Source organism: Streptomyces sindenensis (genome assembly GCF_014649035.1).
GTDB classification, from domain to species: domain Bacteria; phylum Actinomycetota; class Actinomycetes; order Streptomycetales; family Streptomycetaceae; genus Streptomyces; species Streptomyces sindenensis.
On the sequence record NZ_BMSG01000006.1, the window covers coordinates 23,375 to 38,763 of the forward strand.

The following is a 15,389-nucleotide window of genomic DNA, read 5'->3' on the forward strand; positions in this document are numbered from 1 at the left end:
CGCGGTCGCGCGTCAGGTACGGAGCAGCCGGGCGATCGCCTTCGTGGCCTCCTCGACCTTCGCGTCGATCTCCTCGCCGCCCTTGACCGCCGCGTCGGCCACGCAGTGGCGCAGGTGCTCCTCCAGCAGCTGGAGGGCGAAGGACTGCAGGGCCTTCGTGGACGCCGACACCTGCGTGAGTATGTCGATGCAGTAGACGTCCTCGTCGACCATGCGCTGGAGGCCGCGGATCTGGCCCTCGATCCGGCGCAGGCGTTTGAGGTGCTCGTCCTTCTGGTGGTGGTAGCCGTGGATGCCGCGGTCATGGTCCGTGACGATGTCCACAGGTGCGGCCGCCCCCGTGTCCGGAGCCGCCACGTCGGCCGTGCCCGCCGCTTCCGCCCCCGTGATTCCGGCCTCGGCCCCGGTCCCGGTCGTGGTCATCTGCGTCCTCCCGTTGTCCTGATATACCCCTGCCGGGTATATCGTAACGAATCCTGCCCAAACGTGACCGGGGGTCCGTGTCGATCGCCCTGTCCGATGGGCGACACTGAAGAACGCCGGTTAGCCGTGGCCGGATGATGCGCCTAGCATCAGCCTGACCGAATCCAGAGCATCCCGAGGACCCCACGTGCGCTTTCGTCTGACCCCCAGGGAGACGAGCTTCTACGACATGTTCTCCGCATCCGCGGACAACATTGTCACGGGCTCGAAGCTCCTGATGGAACTGCTCGGGGCGGATTCTGCCTCCCGAGTCGAGATCGCGGAGCGTATGCGGGCAGCGGAGCACGCGGGGGACGACGCGACCCACGCGATCTTCCACCAGCTGAACTCCTCCTTCATCACGCCGTTCGACCGTGAGGACATCTACAAGCTGGCGTCCTCGCTCGACGACATCATGGACTTCATGGAGGAGGCCGTCGACCTGGTCGTCCTCTACCAGGTCCAGGAGCTCCCCAAGGGTGTCGAGCAGCAGATCGAGGTGCTGGCCCGGGCGGCGGAGCTGACCGCCGAGGCCATGCCGGGGCTGCGGACGATGGACAACCTCACGGAGTACTGGATCGAGGTCAACCGGCTGGAGAACCAGGCCGACCAGATCCACCGCAAGCTGCTGGCCCACCTCTTCAACGGCAAGTACGACGCCATGGAGGTGCTGAAGCTCAAGCAGATCGTGGATGTGCTGGAAGAGGCGGCTGACGCGTTCGAGCACGTCGCGAACACCGTGGAGACCATCGCGGTCAAGGAGTCCTGAACCTCGTGGACACCTTTGCGCTGATCGTGACCATCGGTGTCGCGCTCGGCTTCACGTATACGAACGGCTTCCACGACTCCGCGAACGCCATCGCCACCTCGGTCTCCACCCGGGCGCTGACCCCGCGTGCGGCCCTGGCGATGGCGGCGGTGATGAACCTCGCCGGCGCCTTCCTGGGCCAGGGGGTCGCCAAGACCGTCAGCGAGGGCCTCATCGCCACGCCCGTCGGGCAGAAGGGGATGGGGATCCTGTTCGCGGCGCTCGTCGGCGCGATCATCTGGAACCTGATCACCTGGTACTACGGTCTCCCCTCCTCGTCCTCGCACGCCCTGTTCGGCGGCATGGTCGGGGCGGCGCTGGCCGGTGGCACGGACGTCATCTGGTCCGGTGTGCTGGAGAAGATCGTCATCCCGATGTTCATCTCGCCGTTCGTCGGCCTGATCGTCGGTTATCTGGTGATGGTCGGCATCATGTGGATCTTCCGGGACGCCAACCCGCACAAGGCCAAGCGCGGCTTCCGGATCGCGCAGACGGTCTCGGCGGCCGGCATGGCGCTCGGCCACGGCCTCCAGGACGCGCAGAAGACGATGGGCATCGTGGTGATGGCCCTGGTCATCGCCGACATCGAGGGCCCGAACGACGAGATCCCGGTCTGGGTCAAGATCGCCTGTGCCGTGATGCTCTCGCTGGGGACGTACGCGGGCGGCTGGCGCATCATGCGGACCCTCGGCCGCAAGATCATCGAGCTGGACCCGCCGCAGGGCTTCGCGGCGGAGACCACCGGCGCCTCGATCATGTTCGGTTCGGCGTTCCTCTTCCACGCGCCGATCTCGACCACCCACGTCATCACCTCCGCGATCATGGGCGTCGGCGCCACCAAGCGGGTCAACGCCGTGCGCTGGGGCGTCGCGAAGAACATCATCCTGGGCTGGTTCATCACCATGCCCGCCGCGGCCCTGGTCGCCGCGCTGAGCTACGGGGCGGTCCTGCTGCTCTTCGGCTGAGCGGTTGCGGCCGGTTACACGTGTGGGTCCGCCCCCGTACTCGTACGAGTACGGGGGCGGACCCTTTCGCCTTGTGGTGGCACCGCCATGCAGCACCGCAAGGCCGTATCGGGGAGGCGGCGTACGGCTCAGCCGAAGCGGCCGGAGATGTAGTCCTCCGTGGCCTGGACCGACGGGTTGGAGAAGATCCGCTCGGTCTCGTCGATCTCGATGAGCCGGCCGGGCTTGCCGACCGCCGCGAGGTTGAAGAACGCGGTGCGGTCCGAGACCCGGGCCGCCTGCTGCATGTTGTGCGTCACGATGACGATCGTGAACCGTTCCTTCAGCTCGCCGATCAGGTCCTCGATGGCCAGGGTCGAGATCGGGTCGAGCGCCGAGCACGGCTCGTCCATCAGCAGGACCTGCGGCTCGACCGCGATGGCGCGGGCGATGCACAGACGCTGCTGCTGGCCGCCGGAGAGGCCGGAGCCGGGCTTGCCCAGCCGGTCCTTGACCTCGTTCCAGAGGTTCGCGCCGCGCAGGGACTTCTCGACGATGTCGTTCAGCTCGCTCTTGCGGTAGCTGCCGTTCAGCCGCAGGCCCGCCGCCACGTTGTCGAAGATCGACATGGTGGGGAAGGGGTTGGGGCGCTGGAAGACCATGCCGACCGTGCGGCGCACGGTGACCGGGTCGACGTTGGAGGCGTAGAGGTTCTCGTCGTCCAGCAGCACCTTGCCCTCGACGCGGCCGCCGGGGGTGACCTCGTGCATCCGGTTCAGGGTGCGCAGGAAGGTGGACTTGCCGCAGCCGGACGGGCCGATGAAGGCCGTCACGGAGCGGGGCTCCACGGTCATCGAGATGTCCTCGATGGCCTTGTGGCTGCCGTAGTAGGCGGTGAGGCCGCTGATGTCGATGCGCTTGGCCATGGGAATCACTGCTTCTTTCGGAGGTCGCTGATGGCCGCGTCAGCGACCGGTCTTCGGGGCCTTCCAGCGGGCGATGCCGCGGGCCACGAGGTTGAGGATCATGACGAAGGCGATCAGCACCAGGGCCGCCGCCCAGGCGCGGTCGTAGGACGCGGCCTCGCCGATCTTGTACTGCTCGTAGATGTAGAACGGCAGCGAGGACTGGGCGCCTTCGAAGGGGTTCGCGTTGATCAGCTGGCTGCCGAAGACCAGCAGGATGATCGGGGCCGTCTCACCGGCGATACGGGCGATGGCCAGCATGACGCCCGTGGTGATGCCGCCGATCGCGGTCGGCAGGACCACCTTGAGGATGGTGCGCCACTTCGGGATGCCGAGGGCGAGGGAGGCCTCGCGCAGCTCGTTGGGGACGAGCTTGAGCATCTCCTCGGTGGAGCGGACCACGACGGGGATCATCAGGATCGTCAGGGCGAGCGCGCCCATCAGGCCGGAGGGCTCCAGGTTGGCGATCAGCATGATCGACAGGATGAAGAGACCGGCCACGATGGACGGGATGCCCGTCATCACGTCGACGAAGAAGGTGACGGCCCTGGCCAGCGCGCCCTTGCCGTACTCGACGAGGTACACGGCGGTCAGCAGGCCGAGCGGGGCGGAGATCGCCGTGGCGATGCCGACCTGCTCCAGGGTGCCGATCAGCGCGTGGTAGACGCCGCCGCTGGCCTCGGAGCCGAGCACACCGGCCATCGAGTGGGTGAGGAAGTAGCCGTCGAGGCGTTCGGCGCCGCGGACGATCGTGGTCCAGAGCAGCGAGGCGAGCGGGACGACGGCGATCAGGAAGCAGACCCACATCACGCTGGTGGCGAGCCGGTCCCTGGCCTGGCGCTGGTTCTCGACGACCGTCGTGGCGACGTAGGAGACGGCCAGGAAGAACAGGGCCGAGATCAGGCCCCACTGGATGCGGCTCTCCCAGCCGGCGGCCAGCGAGAGGCCGACGCCGAGCGCGACGGAGACGACGGCGAAGCCGAGCGGCGCGAGGCGGGGCAGGGAGCGGCTGCCGAGGCTGCTCTTCGGGGAGGGCGAGGCGGGCGACGGGCGTTCCACGACGCCGGTGGGTGCGTGGCTCATGCGTTGGCCCCCGAGTACTCCTTGCGGCGGGCGATGATGAGCCGGGCCGCGCCGTTGACCAGCAGGGTGAGGACGAAGAGGACGAGGCCGGAGGCGATCAGGGCGTCCCGCCCGAACGCGTCGGCCTCGCCGAACTTGGCCGCGATGTTCTGGGCGAACGTGCCGCCGCCCGGGTTGAGCAGGTGCAGCGAGATGAGGAAGCTCGGGGAGAGGACCGTGGCGACGGCCATCGTCTCGCCGAGCGCGCGGCCGAGGCCCAGCATCGAGGCGGAGATGATGCCGGAGCGGCCGAAGGGCAGCACGGAGAGGCGGATGACCTCCCAGCGGGTGGCGCCGAGCGCGAGCGCGGCCTCCTCGTTCATCTTCGGGACCTGGAGGAAGACCTCGCGGCTGACGCTGGTCACGATCGGCAGGATCATGATCGCGAGGAGGATGCCGACGGTGAAGAGCGAGCGGGCGACGCCGACCTCGGTCTTCTCGAAGATGTACGTCCAGCCGAAGAACTGGTCGAGCCAGAGGTTGAGGCCCTCCAGGTACGGCACGAGGACGAGGGCGCCCCAGATGCCGTAGACGATGCTGGGCACGGCGGCCAGCAGGTCGACCACGTACGCGATCGGGGCGGCCAGCTTGCGCGGCGCGTAGTGCGAGATGAACAGGGCGATGCCGACAGCGATCGGAACCGCGATGACCATCGCGATGATCGAGCTGACGACCGTGCCGAAGAGCAGGACCGCGATGCCGAAGACCGGGGGGTCGCCGGCCGGGTTCCAGTCGAAGGTGGTGAGGAAGTTGCCCTCGTCCTTCGAGATGGCGAGCACCGAGCGGTAGGTGAGGAAGGCGGCGATCGACGCCATGATCACGAGCAGCAGGATGCCCGAGCCGCGGGAGAGGCCCAGGAAGATCTTGTCGCCCAGCTGCCCGGTGGACTTGGGGAGCCCGGCCCGTTCCGGCGGGGCCGGCGGGGCCGGTGGCATGTCTATGGGTGTGGTGGAAGCCATGGTCTTTCCGGTCTGTGTGGGGGAGCCGTGGCTCCCCTGGCGGCGGTGCACCGGATGGCCGGGGCGGCCGGGCCCGGGTGGGGACCCGGCCGCCCCGGGGTGTTACGAGAGGGAGCCGATGGTCTCGCGGACCTTGGCGTTGATCTCGGCCGGGATCGGGGCGTAGCCGGCGTCGGTCAGGATCTTCTGGCCGTCGTCGGAGGCGGCGTAGGAGAGGAAGGACTTGACGGTGTCGAGCGTCTCGGGCTTGTTGCCGCTGTCGCAGACGACCTCGTACGTCACCAGGACCAGCGGGTAGGCGCCCTCGGCCTTGGTGGTGTAGTCCAGCTCCAGCGCCAGGTCCTTGCCGGTGCCCTTGACCTTGGCGGCGGCGATGGCCTTGGAGGCGTTCTCCGAGGTGGCCTGGACCGGGGCGGAGCCACCGGTGTCGATGTCCACGGTGGGGATGGACTGCGACTTGGCGTAGGAGAGCTCGAAGTAGCCGATCGAGCCGTCGACCTGCTTCACCTGGGCGGCGACACCGGAGGAGCCGGACGCGGCCTGGCCACCGGGGGCCGGCCACTTCTTCTCGGCCTCGTACTTCCAGTCGTCCGGAGCGGCGGCGCCGAGGTACTTGCCGAGGTTCTGCGTGGTGCCGGAGTCCTCGGAGCGGTGGAAGGCCTGGATCGCCTTGTCCGGCAGGTCGACGCCGTCGTTCAGCTTGGCGATCGCCGGGTCGTTCCACTTCTTGATCTTGCTGTCGAAGATCTTGGCGAGGGTCGGGGCGTCCAGCGTGAGCTTGTCGACACCCTCCAGCTTGAAGCCGATCGCGACCGGGCCGCCGACCATCGGCAGGTTGATGCCCTGGCCGGTCTTGCACATCTTCTTGGAGTCGGCGACCTCTTCGGGCTTCAGCGCCGAGTCGGAGCCAGCGAAGCCGACGGTGCCCTGGTTGAAGGCGACGATGCCCTCGCCGGAGGAGGACGAGTTGTAGTTGATCTCCACACCGGAGCAGGCGGCCATGTAGTTCTTGACCCAGAGGTCCATGGCGTTCTTCTGCGCGCTGGAGCCGGAAGCGCGCAGCTGGCCCTTGGCCTTGCCGCAGTCGACGTTCGACGCGGCGGTCGTCTTCTCGCCGGTGCCGGCCGTGCCGCCGCCCGTGTTGTCATCCGAACCGCACGCCGTGAGGACCAGGGCGCCGGAGACGGCGAGGGCACCGAGCGCGGTGGCACGAAGCCGGTTCTTGCGCTGAAGCTTCACTTTCGGGTGTTCCTTCCAGGAGCCGCCGTGGTCGTTTCGTTCTACGACGGCGTGCGATGAGGAGGGGTGCTGTGGCTTGCCGCCGCGCACCTTGTACGTCCGAAATTAGGCAGAACAGGTGAAGCCGCCGACGGGGGAGAGTGAACGGCAGGTGAACCGTGTCGGGCAGGCGGGTGCGGGGCAGGTCCGAGGCCGTGGTCAGGGCGGGGGACAGGGCCCGTGGCCGGGGCGGAGGACAGGGCCCTGACCAGGGCGTGGTCAGGGCCCGGGCAGCGCGTCCGGATCAGGGCCCGGGCAGCGTGTCCGGGTCAGGGCCTGGGCAGCGTGTCCAGGAGCGCGGTCAGCTGCTGGACGTCGCGGGGCTGGGTGAGCCGGGCACGGGCGGCGTCCGGGGCCAGCCACAGGATGCGGTCCACCTCGTCATTGGCGGTGAACGAGCCGCCGGTCGCCTCGGCCGCCCAGTAGTCGACGACCTTGGGGCGGCCGTCCACCGGATAGCGGGAGGCCGGCAGCGGCTCGCCGAGGGCGCAGTGGTGGCCGGTCTCTTCCAGCACCTCCCGCACGGCGGCGGCGCGCGGGTCCTCGCCGCGCTTCAGCTTGCCCTTGGGGAACGACCAGTCGTCGTAGCGGGGGCGGTGCACGAGGCAGACCTCCACGCTGCCGCCGCCCGGGCCGCGCCGCCACAGCACGCAGCCCGCGGCGCGGATCACGGGGCCGCGCGGGCCGCCGCTCATGACGCCGTCAGGGCCGTGGCGTACGGCCAGGTCTCGCGGAACACCGCCCGCGCCGCCTCCACCTCGTGCCGCTGGTCCGCGTGGAGCACGCCCAGCGCGTACGCCGTGGCCGGGGCGATCCGGGGGGTGCGGGCCGCCGCTGCCGCCGCCGCGGCCGCCTCCACCGCGTCCCGGTGCAGATCGAGGGCGTGCCCGCAGGAGGCGAGGGCCGGGGCGGCGGCGCCGAGCACGACCTCGTGGGCGTACCGGTGGAGCCGCAGCAGCAGACGGGCCTGGTGCCAGGCGGCGTCCTGCGCCTCGTTGTACGGCTCGGAGCCGGCGGGCGGGAGGGCGGCCACCGCGGTGAGGAGGCGCTGCTCGGCGCGTTCGGCGGGCTCCAGCAGCGCCTCGGCGGTCCGGCCCGTGGTGCCGGGGGCCAGCGGTACGTCGGAGGCCAGGAGCGCGACGGCGTCGGCGACCGCGTGGAACCGGGAGGAGCCGAGCGCCTGGAGGGCCGCGGAGTGGGACCGGGTCCGGGCGAGGGTGAGGCGGCGTTCCAGCAGCGCCCCGGCGCGCGCGGCCCCGACCCCGAGGGCGGCGCGGCCCTGGGCGTCGGACGCGGCGGTCTCCCCGGCGGCCCTGGCCCCCCGGGCGGCGGGGAGGGCGGGGCCGGAGAGCTGGTGCAGGGCCTCGACGAGCCGGGCGAGGCGGTTGGCGTAGGCGTGTTCGCGGGCGAGTACGCCGGAGAGCCAGGCCAGCTCGGCGCGGAGCTGGTCGGCCCAGTGTGGGTCGAGGGCGGCCCGGAAGGTGTGCAGGGAGCCGCTGATCCGGCGGGCCGCGCGGCGCAGGGCCCGGGTGGCGGCCGCGGCGTCGTGGCCGCCGGACTCGGCGGGGGCGCTGTGCTCGTGGTGCTGGCGCAGGCTGCGCAGGAAGTCGGCGGCCTGCCCCCGGAGGTAGGGCGCGAGGACCGCCTCCGTGGTCAGGTCCCCGACGGGGTGGTCCTCCGCGACGGGCCCGGTCCCGGGGGCCGCGGTGGGAGCGGAGCATCCGGGTTCACAGGCTCCGGGCCGGGAGGACCCGGGTCCGGAGGCTCCGCTTCCGGAGGGGCCGCCCCGGGGCTCCGCCCCCGCCTCCGTGCCGGCCCCCGGGGCGGGATCCGTCGTGGGCCGGATCGTCGTCTGCTGTTCAGGGCGTCGCACGCCTGCGCCTCCGGGCGTCGATGAGCATTTCCTGGACGTGCCGCAGCGGCTGGCCGTCCGCGTCCGTGGCGTGCCGGGTCCAGTCCCCGTCGGGGCCCAGGTGCCAGGAGGAGGTGGTGTCGGCCATACCGGTCTCCAGGAGTCGGCTGAGTGCGGCGCGGTGGGCGGGGTCGGTGACCCGGACCAGGGCTTCGATCCGGCGGTCGAGGTTGCGGTGCATCATGTCGGCGCTGCCGAACCACACCTCGGGCTCGCCGCCGTTGCCGAAGGCGAAGATCCGGGAGTGTTCGAGGAAGCGGCCGAGTATGGAACGGACCCGGATGTTCTCGGAGAGCCCGGCGACCCCGGGGCGGATCGCGCAGATCCCGCGCACCCAGATGTCGACCGGGACGCCCGCCTGGGCGGCCCGGTAGCAGGCGTCGATGATCGCTTCGTCGACCATCGAGTTGACCTTGAACCGGACGTAGGCGGGGCGGCCGGCCCGGTGGTGGGCGATCTCCTTGTTGATGCGGGCGATCAGCCCGTCGCGCAGGGACTTCGGGGCGACCAGGAGGCGGCGGTAGGTCTCGCGGCGGGAGTAACCGGAGAGCCGGTTGAACAGGTCGGAGAGGTCCGCCCCGACCTGCGGGTCGGCCGTGAGCAGGCCGAGGTCCTCGTACAGCCGGGCCGTCTTGGGGTGGTAGTTGCCGGTGCCGACGTGGGAGTAGCGGCGCAGGGTGTCGCCCTCCTGGCGGACGACGAGCGACAGCTTGCAGTGGGTCTTCAGCCCGACGAGCCCGTAGACGACGTGGCAGCCCGCCTCCTCCAGCTTGCGGGCCCACTTGATGTTGGCCTGCTCGTCGAAGCGGGCCTTGATCTCGACGAGGACGAGGACCTGCTTGCCGGACTCGGCGGCGTCGATGAGGGCGTCCACTATCGGGGAGTCGCCGGAGGTGCGGTACAGCGTCTGCTTGATGGCCAGCACGTCCGGGTCGCCCGCCGCCTGCTCCAGGAACGCCTGGACGGAGGTGGAGAACGAGTCGTACGGGTGGTGGAGCAGCACGTCCCGTTCGCGCAGGGCGGCGAAGATGTCGGGCGCGGAGGCGGACTCCACCTCGGCCAGGTCCCGGTGGGTGCCCGCGACGAACTTCGGGTACTTCAGCTCGGGCCGGTCCAGCGAGGCGATCGCGAACAGCCCGGTCAGGTCGAGCGGGCCGGGCAGCGGGTAGACCTCGGCGTCGGACACCTTCAGCTCGCGGACCAGCAGGTCCAGCACGTACGGGTCGATGGACTCCTCGACCTCCAGCCGGACCGGCGGGCCGAACCGGCGGCGCATGAGCTCCTTCTCCAGGGCCTGGAGGAGGTTCTCCGCGTCGTCCTCCTCGACCTCCAGGTCCTCGTTCCTGGTGACCCGGAACATGTGGTGCGCCAGCACCTCCATCCCCGGGAACAGCTCCTCCAGGTGCGCCGCGATGACGTCCTCGATGGGGACGTACCGCTGGGGCGAGGCCTCCAGGAAGCGGGTCAGCAGCGGCGGGACCTTGACCCGGGCGAAGTGGCGGTGGCCGCTGACCGGGTTGCGGACGACGACGGCGAGGTTGAGGGAGAGCCCGGAGATGTACGGGAAGGGGTGCGCGGGGTCGACGGCCAGCGGGGTCAGGACCGGGAAGACGCGCTGCCGGAAGAAGGTGAACAGGCGGGCCTGCTCCTTCTCGGTCAGGTCCGGCCAGCGGATCAGCTGGATGCCCTCGTCGGACAGGTCCGGGGCGATGTCCTGCTGGAAGCAGGCGGCGTGCCGCGCCATGAGCTCGCGCGAGCGGGTCCAGATGAGGTCCAGGACCTCGCGGGGCTGGAGGCCGGAGGCGGAGCGGGTGGCGACGCCGGTGGCGATGCGGCGCTTGAGGCCGGCCACCCGGACCATGAAGAACTCGTCCAGGTTCGAGGCGAAGATGGCGAGGAAGTTGGCCCGCTCCAGGATGGGCGTGGCCGGGTCCTCGGCCAGCTCCAGGACCCGCTCGTTGAACGCGAGCCAGCTGCGTTCGCGGTCCAGGAAACGCCCCTGGGGCAGCTCGTCGCCGTCCCGGTCGGGCTCGTAGGCGTCCGCGTCGGCGTCGAGATCGGGATCCAGGTCGGCGGCGGTGGAGAAGCCGACCCCGTGGGAGGCCGGGGTGGCGTGCGGCCGGTGCGCGGCGAGCGAGCCCACCGACGGCTGGGCGGTGGGCTGGACGGGGACCTCGGAGCTGGGCTGCTGGCTCATGGACCTATTGTTCCGCGCGGAACGCTCCTCAGGCGCGTCGGAGCCCGGAAAGATCGCGGGAGGCTTGGGAAACCCCGGGTCCCGGGCTCTCCCGTTGCGGCGGGGGGCGGGCACAGCTGGCTGCATCCCGTGAGGGTCGCAAGGGCGTCTGAATGGCCGGTAACGGCGACATGACGTTCAGGAAGCGGTGTGCCTGCGGGTGGACCGTGGAGGGCCTCTCGGTCACTGTACGTGTTCGCCGCCGGGGGGCGGCCTGCCGGGCCGGTGTACGTCTGCGTCGTCCGGGCCCACCCCTCGTGGGGCCCGGACGACGGGTCTGCCGGGTGTGGGCGCTCAGCCGTGGAGGCGGCGCAGGAGCCGGAAGGCGGCGAAGACGGCGAGGGCGGCGAGAGCGAGGAGGATGCCGGTCTCGACGAGCTGGAGGGGCCAGTAGTGGGAGGCGGGGTGGACCTCGGTGAAGTTGGTGACTCCGCCCCGGGCGCGCATACAGGCCCTGGCATTCTCCGCCATGCCGGTGTCGAAACAGTCCCGCCAGTACAGCCTTTGGCCCGATGCGGTGAGCATGCCGTAATCGAGGTGCCAGTCGCCCGCGCTGAAGGCCTTGGGGCCTTGACCGTGACGGAGGATGTGGGGCCACAGTTCGTAACGGCGCTTGCCCAGGCCGAGGGCCACCACACCGAGGACGAGCCCGGTGAGGGACATGGACAGCAGAGCGCGGCGGACGAGCACCGCGCACAGCGCCCCCACCGCCACGGCCAGCAGCGTGAAGCCGAGAAGGGCGGGCCCGGTGCCGGGGAAGACGCCGGATGCGTACCAGTGGTCCAGGCTGGAGTACGGGTATCCGCGGAGCGCCCACAGGCCCCAGCGGTAGACGGCGATCAGGACCGTCATCCCGACGACCGCCAGCGCGGCGGGCACGGCCAGCCGGGCGGCGAGCCAGTGGGCGGGGGAGACCGACTGGGCCCAGGCCAGCCGGAAGGTGCCGCTCTCCAGTTCGCGGGCGATCAGCGGTCCGGCGACGAAGACGCCGACGAGTCCGGCCAGCAGGAGCAGCACCGTGCCGCCGTCGCCCAGGAAGACCTCGGTGGACGTACGGGCGTAGCTGGGCTGGTAGACGGGGCCGCCGCACGGGGTGATGTCGCCGTCCGCGCACAGCTCCTTCGCGGAGGCCATCCAGATGCGGAGGGCGACGACGATGCCGATGCCGGTGACCAGCAGACCGCCGGCCGCCCAGAGGGCCTTGCGGTGCACGCGGAGCAGGACGCGGGCGGACCCCCGCAGGGTGCCGGGCGTCGTGGCGACGGTGTCGGTCTCCGGCCGGGTGAGCGTGCTCATGCGGACGCCACCTCCGCACGCGTCCCGGCCGCCGACGCGCTCGACGTCAGCAGCGGCGGCGCGTCCGGGGAGCGCAGATGGGCGAGCAGCAGCTCCTCCAGGGAAGGCTGAGTGACGGCCCAGGCGGCGGTGTCCACGGGGCCCTCCTTTCTGACGAGCGCGGTGAGCTGACGCCCCGTCGTACGGGATTCGACGACGGTGTGCGGGGCCAGGTCGCGGGTCTGGCCGGTGAGCAGGGCGTGCGCGTCCACGATGTCCTCGGCCTCGCCGCCGAGCCGGACGCGCCCGCCGTCGACGAACAGGAGGTAGTCGCAGGCGCCCTCCAGCTCGGTGAGGATGTGCGAGGACATCACGATCGTGGTGCCGTGCTCGGCGGCCTCCGCCATCAGCGTGCCCATCAGCTCGTGCCGGGCCAGCGGGTCGAGGTCGGCCATCGGCTCGTCCAGCAGCATCAGTTCGGGCCGCTTGCCGAGCGCGAGGGCCAGCGCGAGCCGGGTGCGCTGCCCGCCGGAGAGCGTGACGACGCGGGCGGTGCGCGGCAGCGCCCCGGCGACCCGGTCCGCGATGGCGCGGTCCCAGCGCCCGGGGTTCAGCTCGGCGCCGGCCCACAGCGTGTCCTCGACGGTGAGCTGCGGGTACAGCGGCTTGTCCTGGGCGACGTAGGCGATCCTGTCGCGTACGGCGGCGGGATCGGCGGAGCCGAGGACGGCGAGGGACCCGGCGCCGGGGCGGTCCAGGCCAGCCGCCAGGTTCAACAGGGTCGACTTGCCTGCGCCGTTGGGGCCGACGAGGGCGCAGACGCGTCCGGCGGGCAGCCGGAACGAGCAGTCGTGCAGGGCGCGGTTGCCGCCTCCTCTGCGCCCGTAGGTCTTTCCGAGGCCGTGTGCCTCGATCGCGACGCCGGTCATCGTTCCTGGTCCCCCTCGTGTGAACGGTCTGCGAAATCCGTGCCGTTCGTGCTGTACGTGCTGTCCAGTACGGCGGTGAAGAGCGCGCCGACGTCGTCCTTCTCCAGTCCGGCCGCCCGGGCCCGGCGGGCCCAGTCGGCGAGTTCGGTGCGCAGGGGCGCGTCGGCGGCGGTCGCGTCGGGTGCGCCGCCCAGCGTCCGGCGGACGAAGGTGCCGAGCCCGCGGCGGGCCTCGACGAGCCCTTCGCGCTCCAGCTCCCGGTAGGCCTTGAGGACGGTGTTCGGGTTGATCGCGGTGGCTTCCACGACCTCGCGGGCGGTCGGCAGCCGGTCGCCCGGTTCGAGTACGCCCAGGCGCAGGGCCTGCTTCGTCTGCTGGACGATCTGGAGATAGGTGGCGACGCCGCTGCGCCGGTCGATGCGGAACTCGACCGCTGCGGACTCGGCTGCCATGCGCAGAACCACCCTTTCACTAATTGAGTAGTGAAAGGGTGGTGCAAAGAAGGGGCGGCGTCAAGTGACGCCGCCCCGGGAGGTGTTCGGAGAAGAGCTTGCCGGGCGCTTGTGCGGCACGCGGCCCGGTGGCCGGGCGCTTGCGCGGTACGCGGTTACGCGGCCGGCGGGGCCGGGGTGCGGTCGGCCCGCAGCTCCTCGTTGATGCGCTGTGCCTCTTCCAGCTGGTCCTCGAGGACGACGATGCGGCAGGCGTCCTCGATCTTCGTGCCCTGGTCGACCAGTTCACGGGCGCGGGACGCGATGCGCAGCTGGTAGCGGGAGTAACGGCGGTGGCCTCCGTCGGAGCGCAGCGGGGTGATCAGGCGGTTCTCGCCGAGCGCGCGGAGGAAGGCGGGGGTGGTGCCGAGCATCTCGGCGGCCCGGCCCATGGTGTAGGCGGGGTAGTCGTCATCGTCGAACTTGTCGGTGGGGCGGGTACTGCGAGGGGGCATAGCACCTCTTCTTTCGGGGACACGTCGGGGGGCCCGAGCACCTCGCGGTGCTCGGGCCCCGAGCTTTCAACACCATCTGCCGGCCGACTGCGCCGGCTCCTCTTTTCCGCCGGTCCGCCCGAGGGGGCGGGGAAGCGGGGATCGCGAATGCGTGACCGGGGACCACCTTCCGTTCCGGGGTCTCTGCGGTACCCGAGCGGAATCCTCCTCGCTCAGGCGATCCTGATGGCGTCTGCTCCTTACCTCGTTCGGTTTCACTCTTTCCGTACTGCGGGTACTGCGGATGTTGCGGTAACGCGTGCGGCCCCTGGGGTCGCCCGGCCCGGCAGTCAGTGGGGGAACCCACCGTTTCCGGCTCCCTCGCTCCACTGCCGTTCCGCTTACTGCTCTGACCTGCATGCGCGGCAGTTCGTGTCTGCCGTGCCTTCTTTCCTTCCGGCTACGAGGAAACGCTAACCCTGCCGAGAGGTAGATGTCTACTCCCGCCACGATAGATTTTCTGTCGAGTCGGATGAGGCACTTCTGTGGTGCCGACGTCTCAGAAGCTGTTGTGGCGAGAGACCTCAGGACTCCGTGCGGTACATCAGGTCCACCTCGTGCGTGGTGAAGCCGATCCGCTCGTACACCGTCACGGCCGCCTTGTTGTCCGCGTCCACGTAGAGCATCGCGGTGGGCAGCGCCTGGGCGGCCAGGTGGTGCAGGCCGATCGAGGTCAGCGCCTTGCCGAGGCCGCCGCCCTGGGCCTCGGGCAGGACCCCGACGACGTACACCTCGCCGACCTGCTCCTCGGCGTGCACCTTCGTCCAGTGGAAGCCGACGAGCTCCCCGTCCCGTTCGGCCAGGAAGAAGCCCTTCGGGTCGAACCAGGGCTCCGCCTTGCGGTCGTCCAGGTCCTGCTGGGTCAGTGAACCCTGCTCCGGGTGATGAGCGAACGCGGCGCGGTTCACGGCGAGCCAGGCGGCGTCGTCCCGCCCCGGCTCGAAGGTCCGTACGGTGACGCCCTCGGGCAGGACCGGCTCGGCGAGGTCCAGCGGGACCAGGCTCCGCCGCAGCTGGCGCAGTTCGCGGAAGAGGGAGAGGCCGAGCACCTGGGCGAGGTGGCGGGCCGCGGAGGTGCCGCCGTGCGCCCAGACCCGCAGCCGCTTGCCGGTCGTGGCGAGGAGCGCGGCCCCGAGCGCCCGGCCGTGTCCGCCGCCGCGCCGGTCGGGGTGGACGACCAGCTCGGCGGCCGGGGCCTCGACCGGGTCGGTGTCCTCCAGCTGGGCGTATCCGGCGAGCGTGCCGTCGACGGTGAGCAGGAAGTGCCGTACGCCGTCGCGGTGTCCGCCCCGGATCCGTAGCCTGCCCTGCTCGGAGACCGCCTGCCGGCCGTCGGACGCGGCCGCCTCGGTGAGCAGGGCGAGGACGGCCTCGGCCTGCGCGGAGTCGAGTGCGTCGAGGGCCTGAATCTCGCGTCCGGGAGCGGGGAGGGGTGCGTCAGTCGTCATGCCTCCGAGCGTACGGCGGCGGCGCGCCCGGCGGTGGCGCGGCGGGGCGGGTGCGTGGGCGGGCCG

Annotated in this window: 15 protein-coding genes; 2 read left to right on the forward strand and 13 right to left on the reverse strand. The window is 71.0% G+C overall.

From position 1 onward, the window contains the following. Positions 1-12: 12 nt before the first annotated feature. Positions 13-423: a metal-sensitive transcriptional regulator gene (locus IE145_RS09635; protein WP_308427801.1), complete on the reverse strand. Its 411-nt coding sequence runs from the start codon at positions 421-423 to the stop codon at positions 13-15. Between the two features lie 187 nt (positions 424-610). Between IE145_RS09635 and IE145_RS09640 the strand changes: the two genes are divergently transcribed. Both IE145_RS09640 and IE145_RS09645 read left to right on the forward strand, forming a co-directional pair. Further along, complete coding sequence (locus IE145_RS09640; RefSeq protein ID WP_069740154.1) at positions 611-1,231, forward strand: DUF47 domain-containing protein; 621 nt, start codon at positions 611-613, stop codon at positions 1,229-1,231. A gap of 5 nt (positions 1,232-1,236) precedes the next feature. Continuing rightward, a complete protein-coding gene (locus tag IE145_RS09645) occupies positions 1,237-2,235 on the forward strand; it encodes an inorganic phosphate transporter (protein ID WP_189520504.1) in 999 nt (332 codons plus the stop codon). A gap of 128 nt (positions 2,236-2,363) precedes the next feature. On the opposite strand, the gene pstB is transcribed toward IE145_RS09645, so the two are convergent. The 12 genes from pstB to mshD all read right to left on the reverse strand — a co-directional run bounded on the left by pstB (position 2,364) and on the right by mshD (position 15,323). Further along, entirely contained in the window at positions 2,364-3,140 is a 777-nt protein-coding gene (pstB, locus tag IE145_RS09650; protein ID WP_189520505.1) for a phosphate ABC transporter ATP-binding protein PstB, read from the reverse strand. A gap of 39 nt (positions 3,141-3,179) precedes the next feature. Then, positions 3,180-4,262, reverse strand: a complete 1,083-nt coding sequence (gene pstA, locus IE145_RS09655; RefSeq protein ID WP_189520506.1) for a phosphate ABC transporter permease PstA — start codon at positions 4,260-4,262, stop codon at positions 3,180-3,182. Continuing rightward, the gene (gene pstC / locus IE145_RS09660; protein WP_189520507.1) at positions 4,259-5,260 is read right to left on the reverse strand and encodes a phosphate ABC transporter permease subunit PstC; all 1,002 of its coding nucleotides are present in this window, start codon (positions 5,258-5,260) and stop codon (positions 4,259-4,261) included. Before pstC ends, pstA begins: the two co-directional genes overlap by 4 nt. 102 nt (positions 5,261-5,362) lie before the next feature. After that, a complete protein-coding gene (pstS, locus tag IE145_RS09665) occupies positions 5,363-6,499 on the reverse strand; it encodes a phosphate ABC transporter substrate-binding protein PstS (protein WP_189520508.1) in 1,137 nt (378 codons plus the stop codon). A gap of 308 nt (positions 6,500-6,807) precedes the next feature. Further along, on the reverse strand, positions 6,808-7,233 hold the full coding sequence (locus IE145_RS09670; protein WP_189520509.1) for an NUDIX hydrolase: 426 nt from the start codon (positions 7,231-7,233) through the stop codon (positions 6,808-6,810). Further along, positions 7,230-8,411, reverse strand: a complete 1,182-nt coding sequence (locus IE145_RS09675) for a CHAD domain-containing protein (protein WP_189520510.1) — start codon at positions 8,409-8,411, stop codon at positions 7,230-7,232. Before IE145_RS09675 ends, IE145_RS09670 begins: the two co-directional genes overlap by 4 nt. Then, entirely contained in the window at positions 8,398-10,647 is a 2,250-nt protein-coding gene (locus IE145_RS09680; protein WP_189520511.1) for an RNA degradosome polyphosphate kinase, read from the reverse strand. Before IE145_RS09680 ends, IE145_RS09675 begins: the two co-directional genes overlap by 14 nt. Positions 10,648-10,980: 333 nt before the next feature. Next, positions 10,981-11,982 (reverse strand): ABC-2 membrane transporter-related protein, encoded by a 1,002-nt coding sequence (locus IE145_RS09685; RefSeq protein WP_189520512.1) that lies wholly within the window; start codon positions 11,980-11,982, stop codon positions 10,981-10,983. Further along, positions 11,979-12,890 (reverse strand): ABC transporter ATP-binding protein, encoded by a 912-nt coding sequence (locus tag IE145_RS09690; RefSeq protein ID WP_189520513.1) that lies wholly within the window; start codon positions 12,888-12,890, stop codon positions 11,979-11,981. Before IE145_RS09690 ends, IE145_RS09685 begins: the two co-directional genes overlap by 4 nt. After that, entirely contained in the window at positions 12,887-13,342 is a 456-nt protein-coding gene (locus tag IE145_RS09695) for a GntR family transcriptional regulator (protein WP_189520514.1), read from the reverse strand. Before IE145_RS09695 ends, IE145_RS09690 begins: the two co-directional genes overlap by 4 nt. Before the next feature lie 155 nt (positions 13,343-13,497). Beyond that, positions 13,498-13,836, reverse strand: a complete 339-nt coding sequence (locus IE145_RS09700; RefSeq protein ID WP_069738074.1) for a MerR family transcriptional regulator — start codon at positions 13,834-13,836, stop codon at positions 13,498-13,500. Between the two features lie 563 nt (positions 13,837-14,399). Continuing rightward, entirely contained in the window at positions 14,400-15,323 is a 924-nt protein-coding gene (gene mshD, locus IE145_RS09705) for a mycothiol synthase (protein ID WP_189520515.1), read from the reverse strand. Between the last annotated feature and the right edge of the window lie 66 nt (positions 15,324-15,389).

What these genes read in the sequence shown, in the direction of transcription:
- IE145_RS09635 (WP_308427801.1), bottom strand. Translation starts at nt 423, where the DNA reads ATGACCACGACCGGGACCGGGGCCGAGGCCGGAATCACGGGGGCGGAA.
- pstB (WP_189520505.1), bottom strand. Translation starts at nt 3,140, where the DNA reads ATGGCCAAGCGCATCGACATCAGCGGCCTCACCGCCTACTACGGCAGC.
- pstA (WP_189520506.1), bottom strand. Translation starts at nt 4,262, where the DNA reads ATGAGCCACGCACCCACCGGCGTCGTGGAACGCCCGTCGCCCGCCTCG.
- pstC (WP_189520507.1), bottom strand. Translation starts at nt 5,260, where the DNA reads ATGGCTTCCACCACACCCATAGACATGCCACCGGCCCCGCCGGCCCCG.
- IE145_RS09670 (WP_189520509.1), bottom strand. Translation starts at nt 7,233, where the DNA reads ATGAGCGGCGGCCCGCGCGGCCCCGTGATCCGCGCCGCGGGCTGCGTG.
- IE145_RS09680 (WP_189520511.1), bottom strand. Translation starts at nt 10,647, where the DNA reads ATGAGCCAGCAGCCCAGCTCCGAGGTCCCCGTCCAGCCCACCGCCCAG.
- IE145_RS09685 (WP_189520512.1), bottom strand. Translation starts at nt 11,982, where the DNA reads ATGAGCACGCTCACCCGGCCGGAGACCGACACCGTCGCCACGACGCCC.
- IE145_RS09690 (WP_189520513.1), bottom strand. Translation starts at nt 12,890, where the DNA reads ATGACCGGCGTCGCGATCGAGGCACACGGCCTCGGAAAGACCTACGGG.
- IE145_RS09695 (WP_189520514.1), bottom strand. Translation starts at nt 13,342, where the DNA reads ATGGCAGCCGAGTCCGCAGCGGTCGAGTTCCGCATCGACCGGCGCAGC.
- IE145_RS09700 (WP_069738074.1), bottom strand. Translation starts at nt 13,836, where the DNA reads ATGCCCCCTCGCAGTACCCGCCCCACCGACAAGTTCGACGATGACGAC.
- mshD (WP_189520515.1), bottom strand. Translation starts at nt 15,323, where the DNA reads ATGACGACTGACGCACCCCTCCCCGCTCCCGGACGCGAGATTCAGGCC.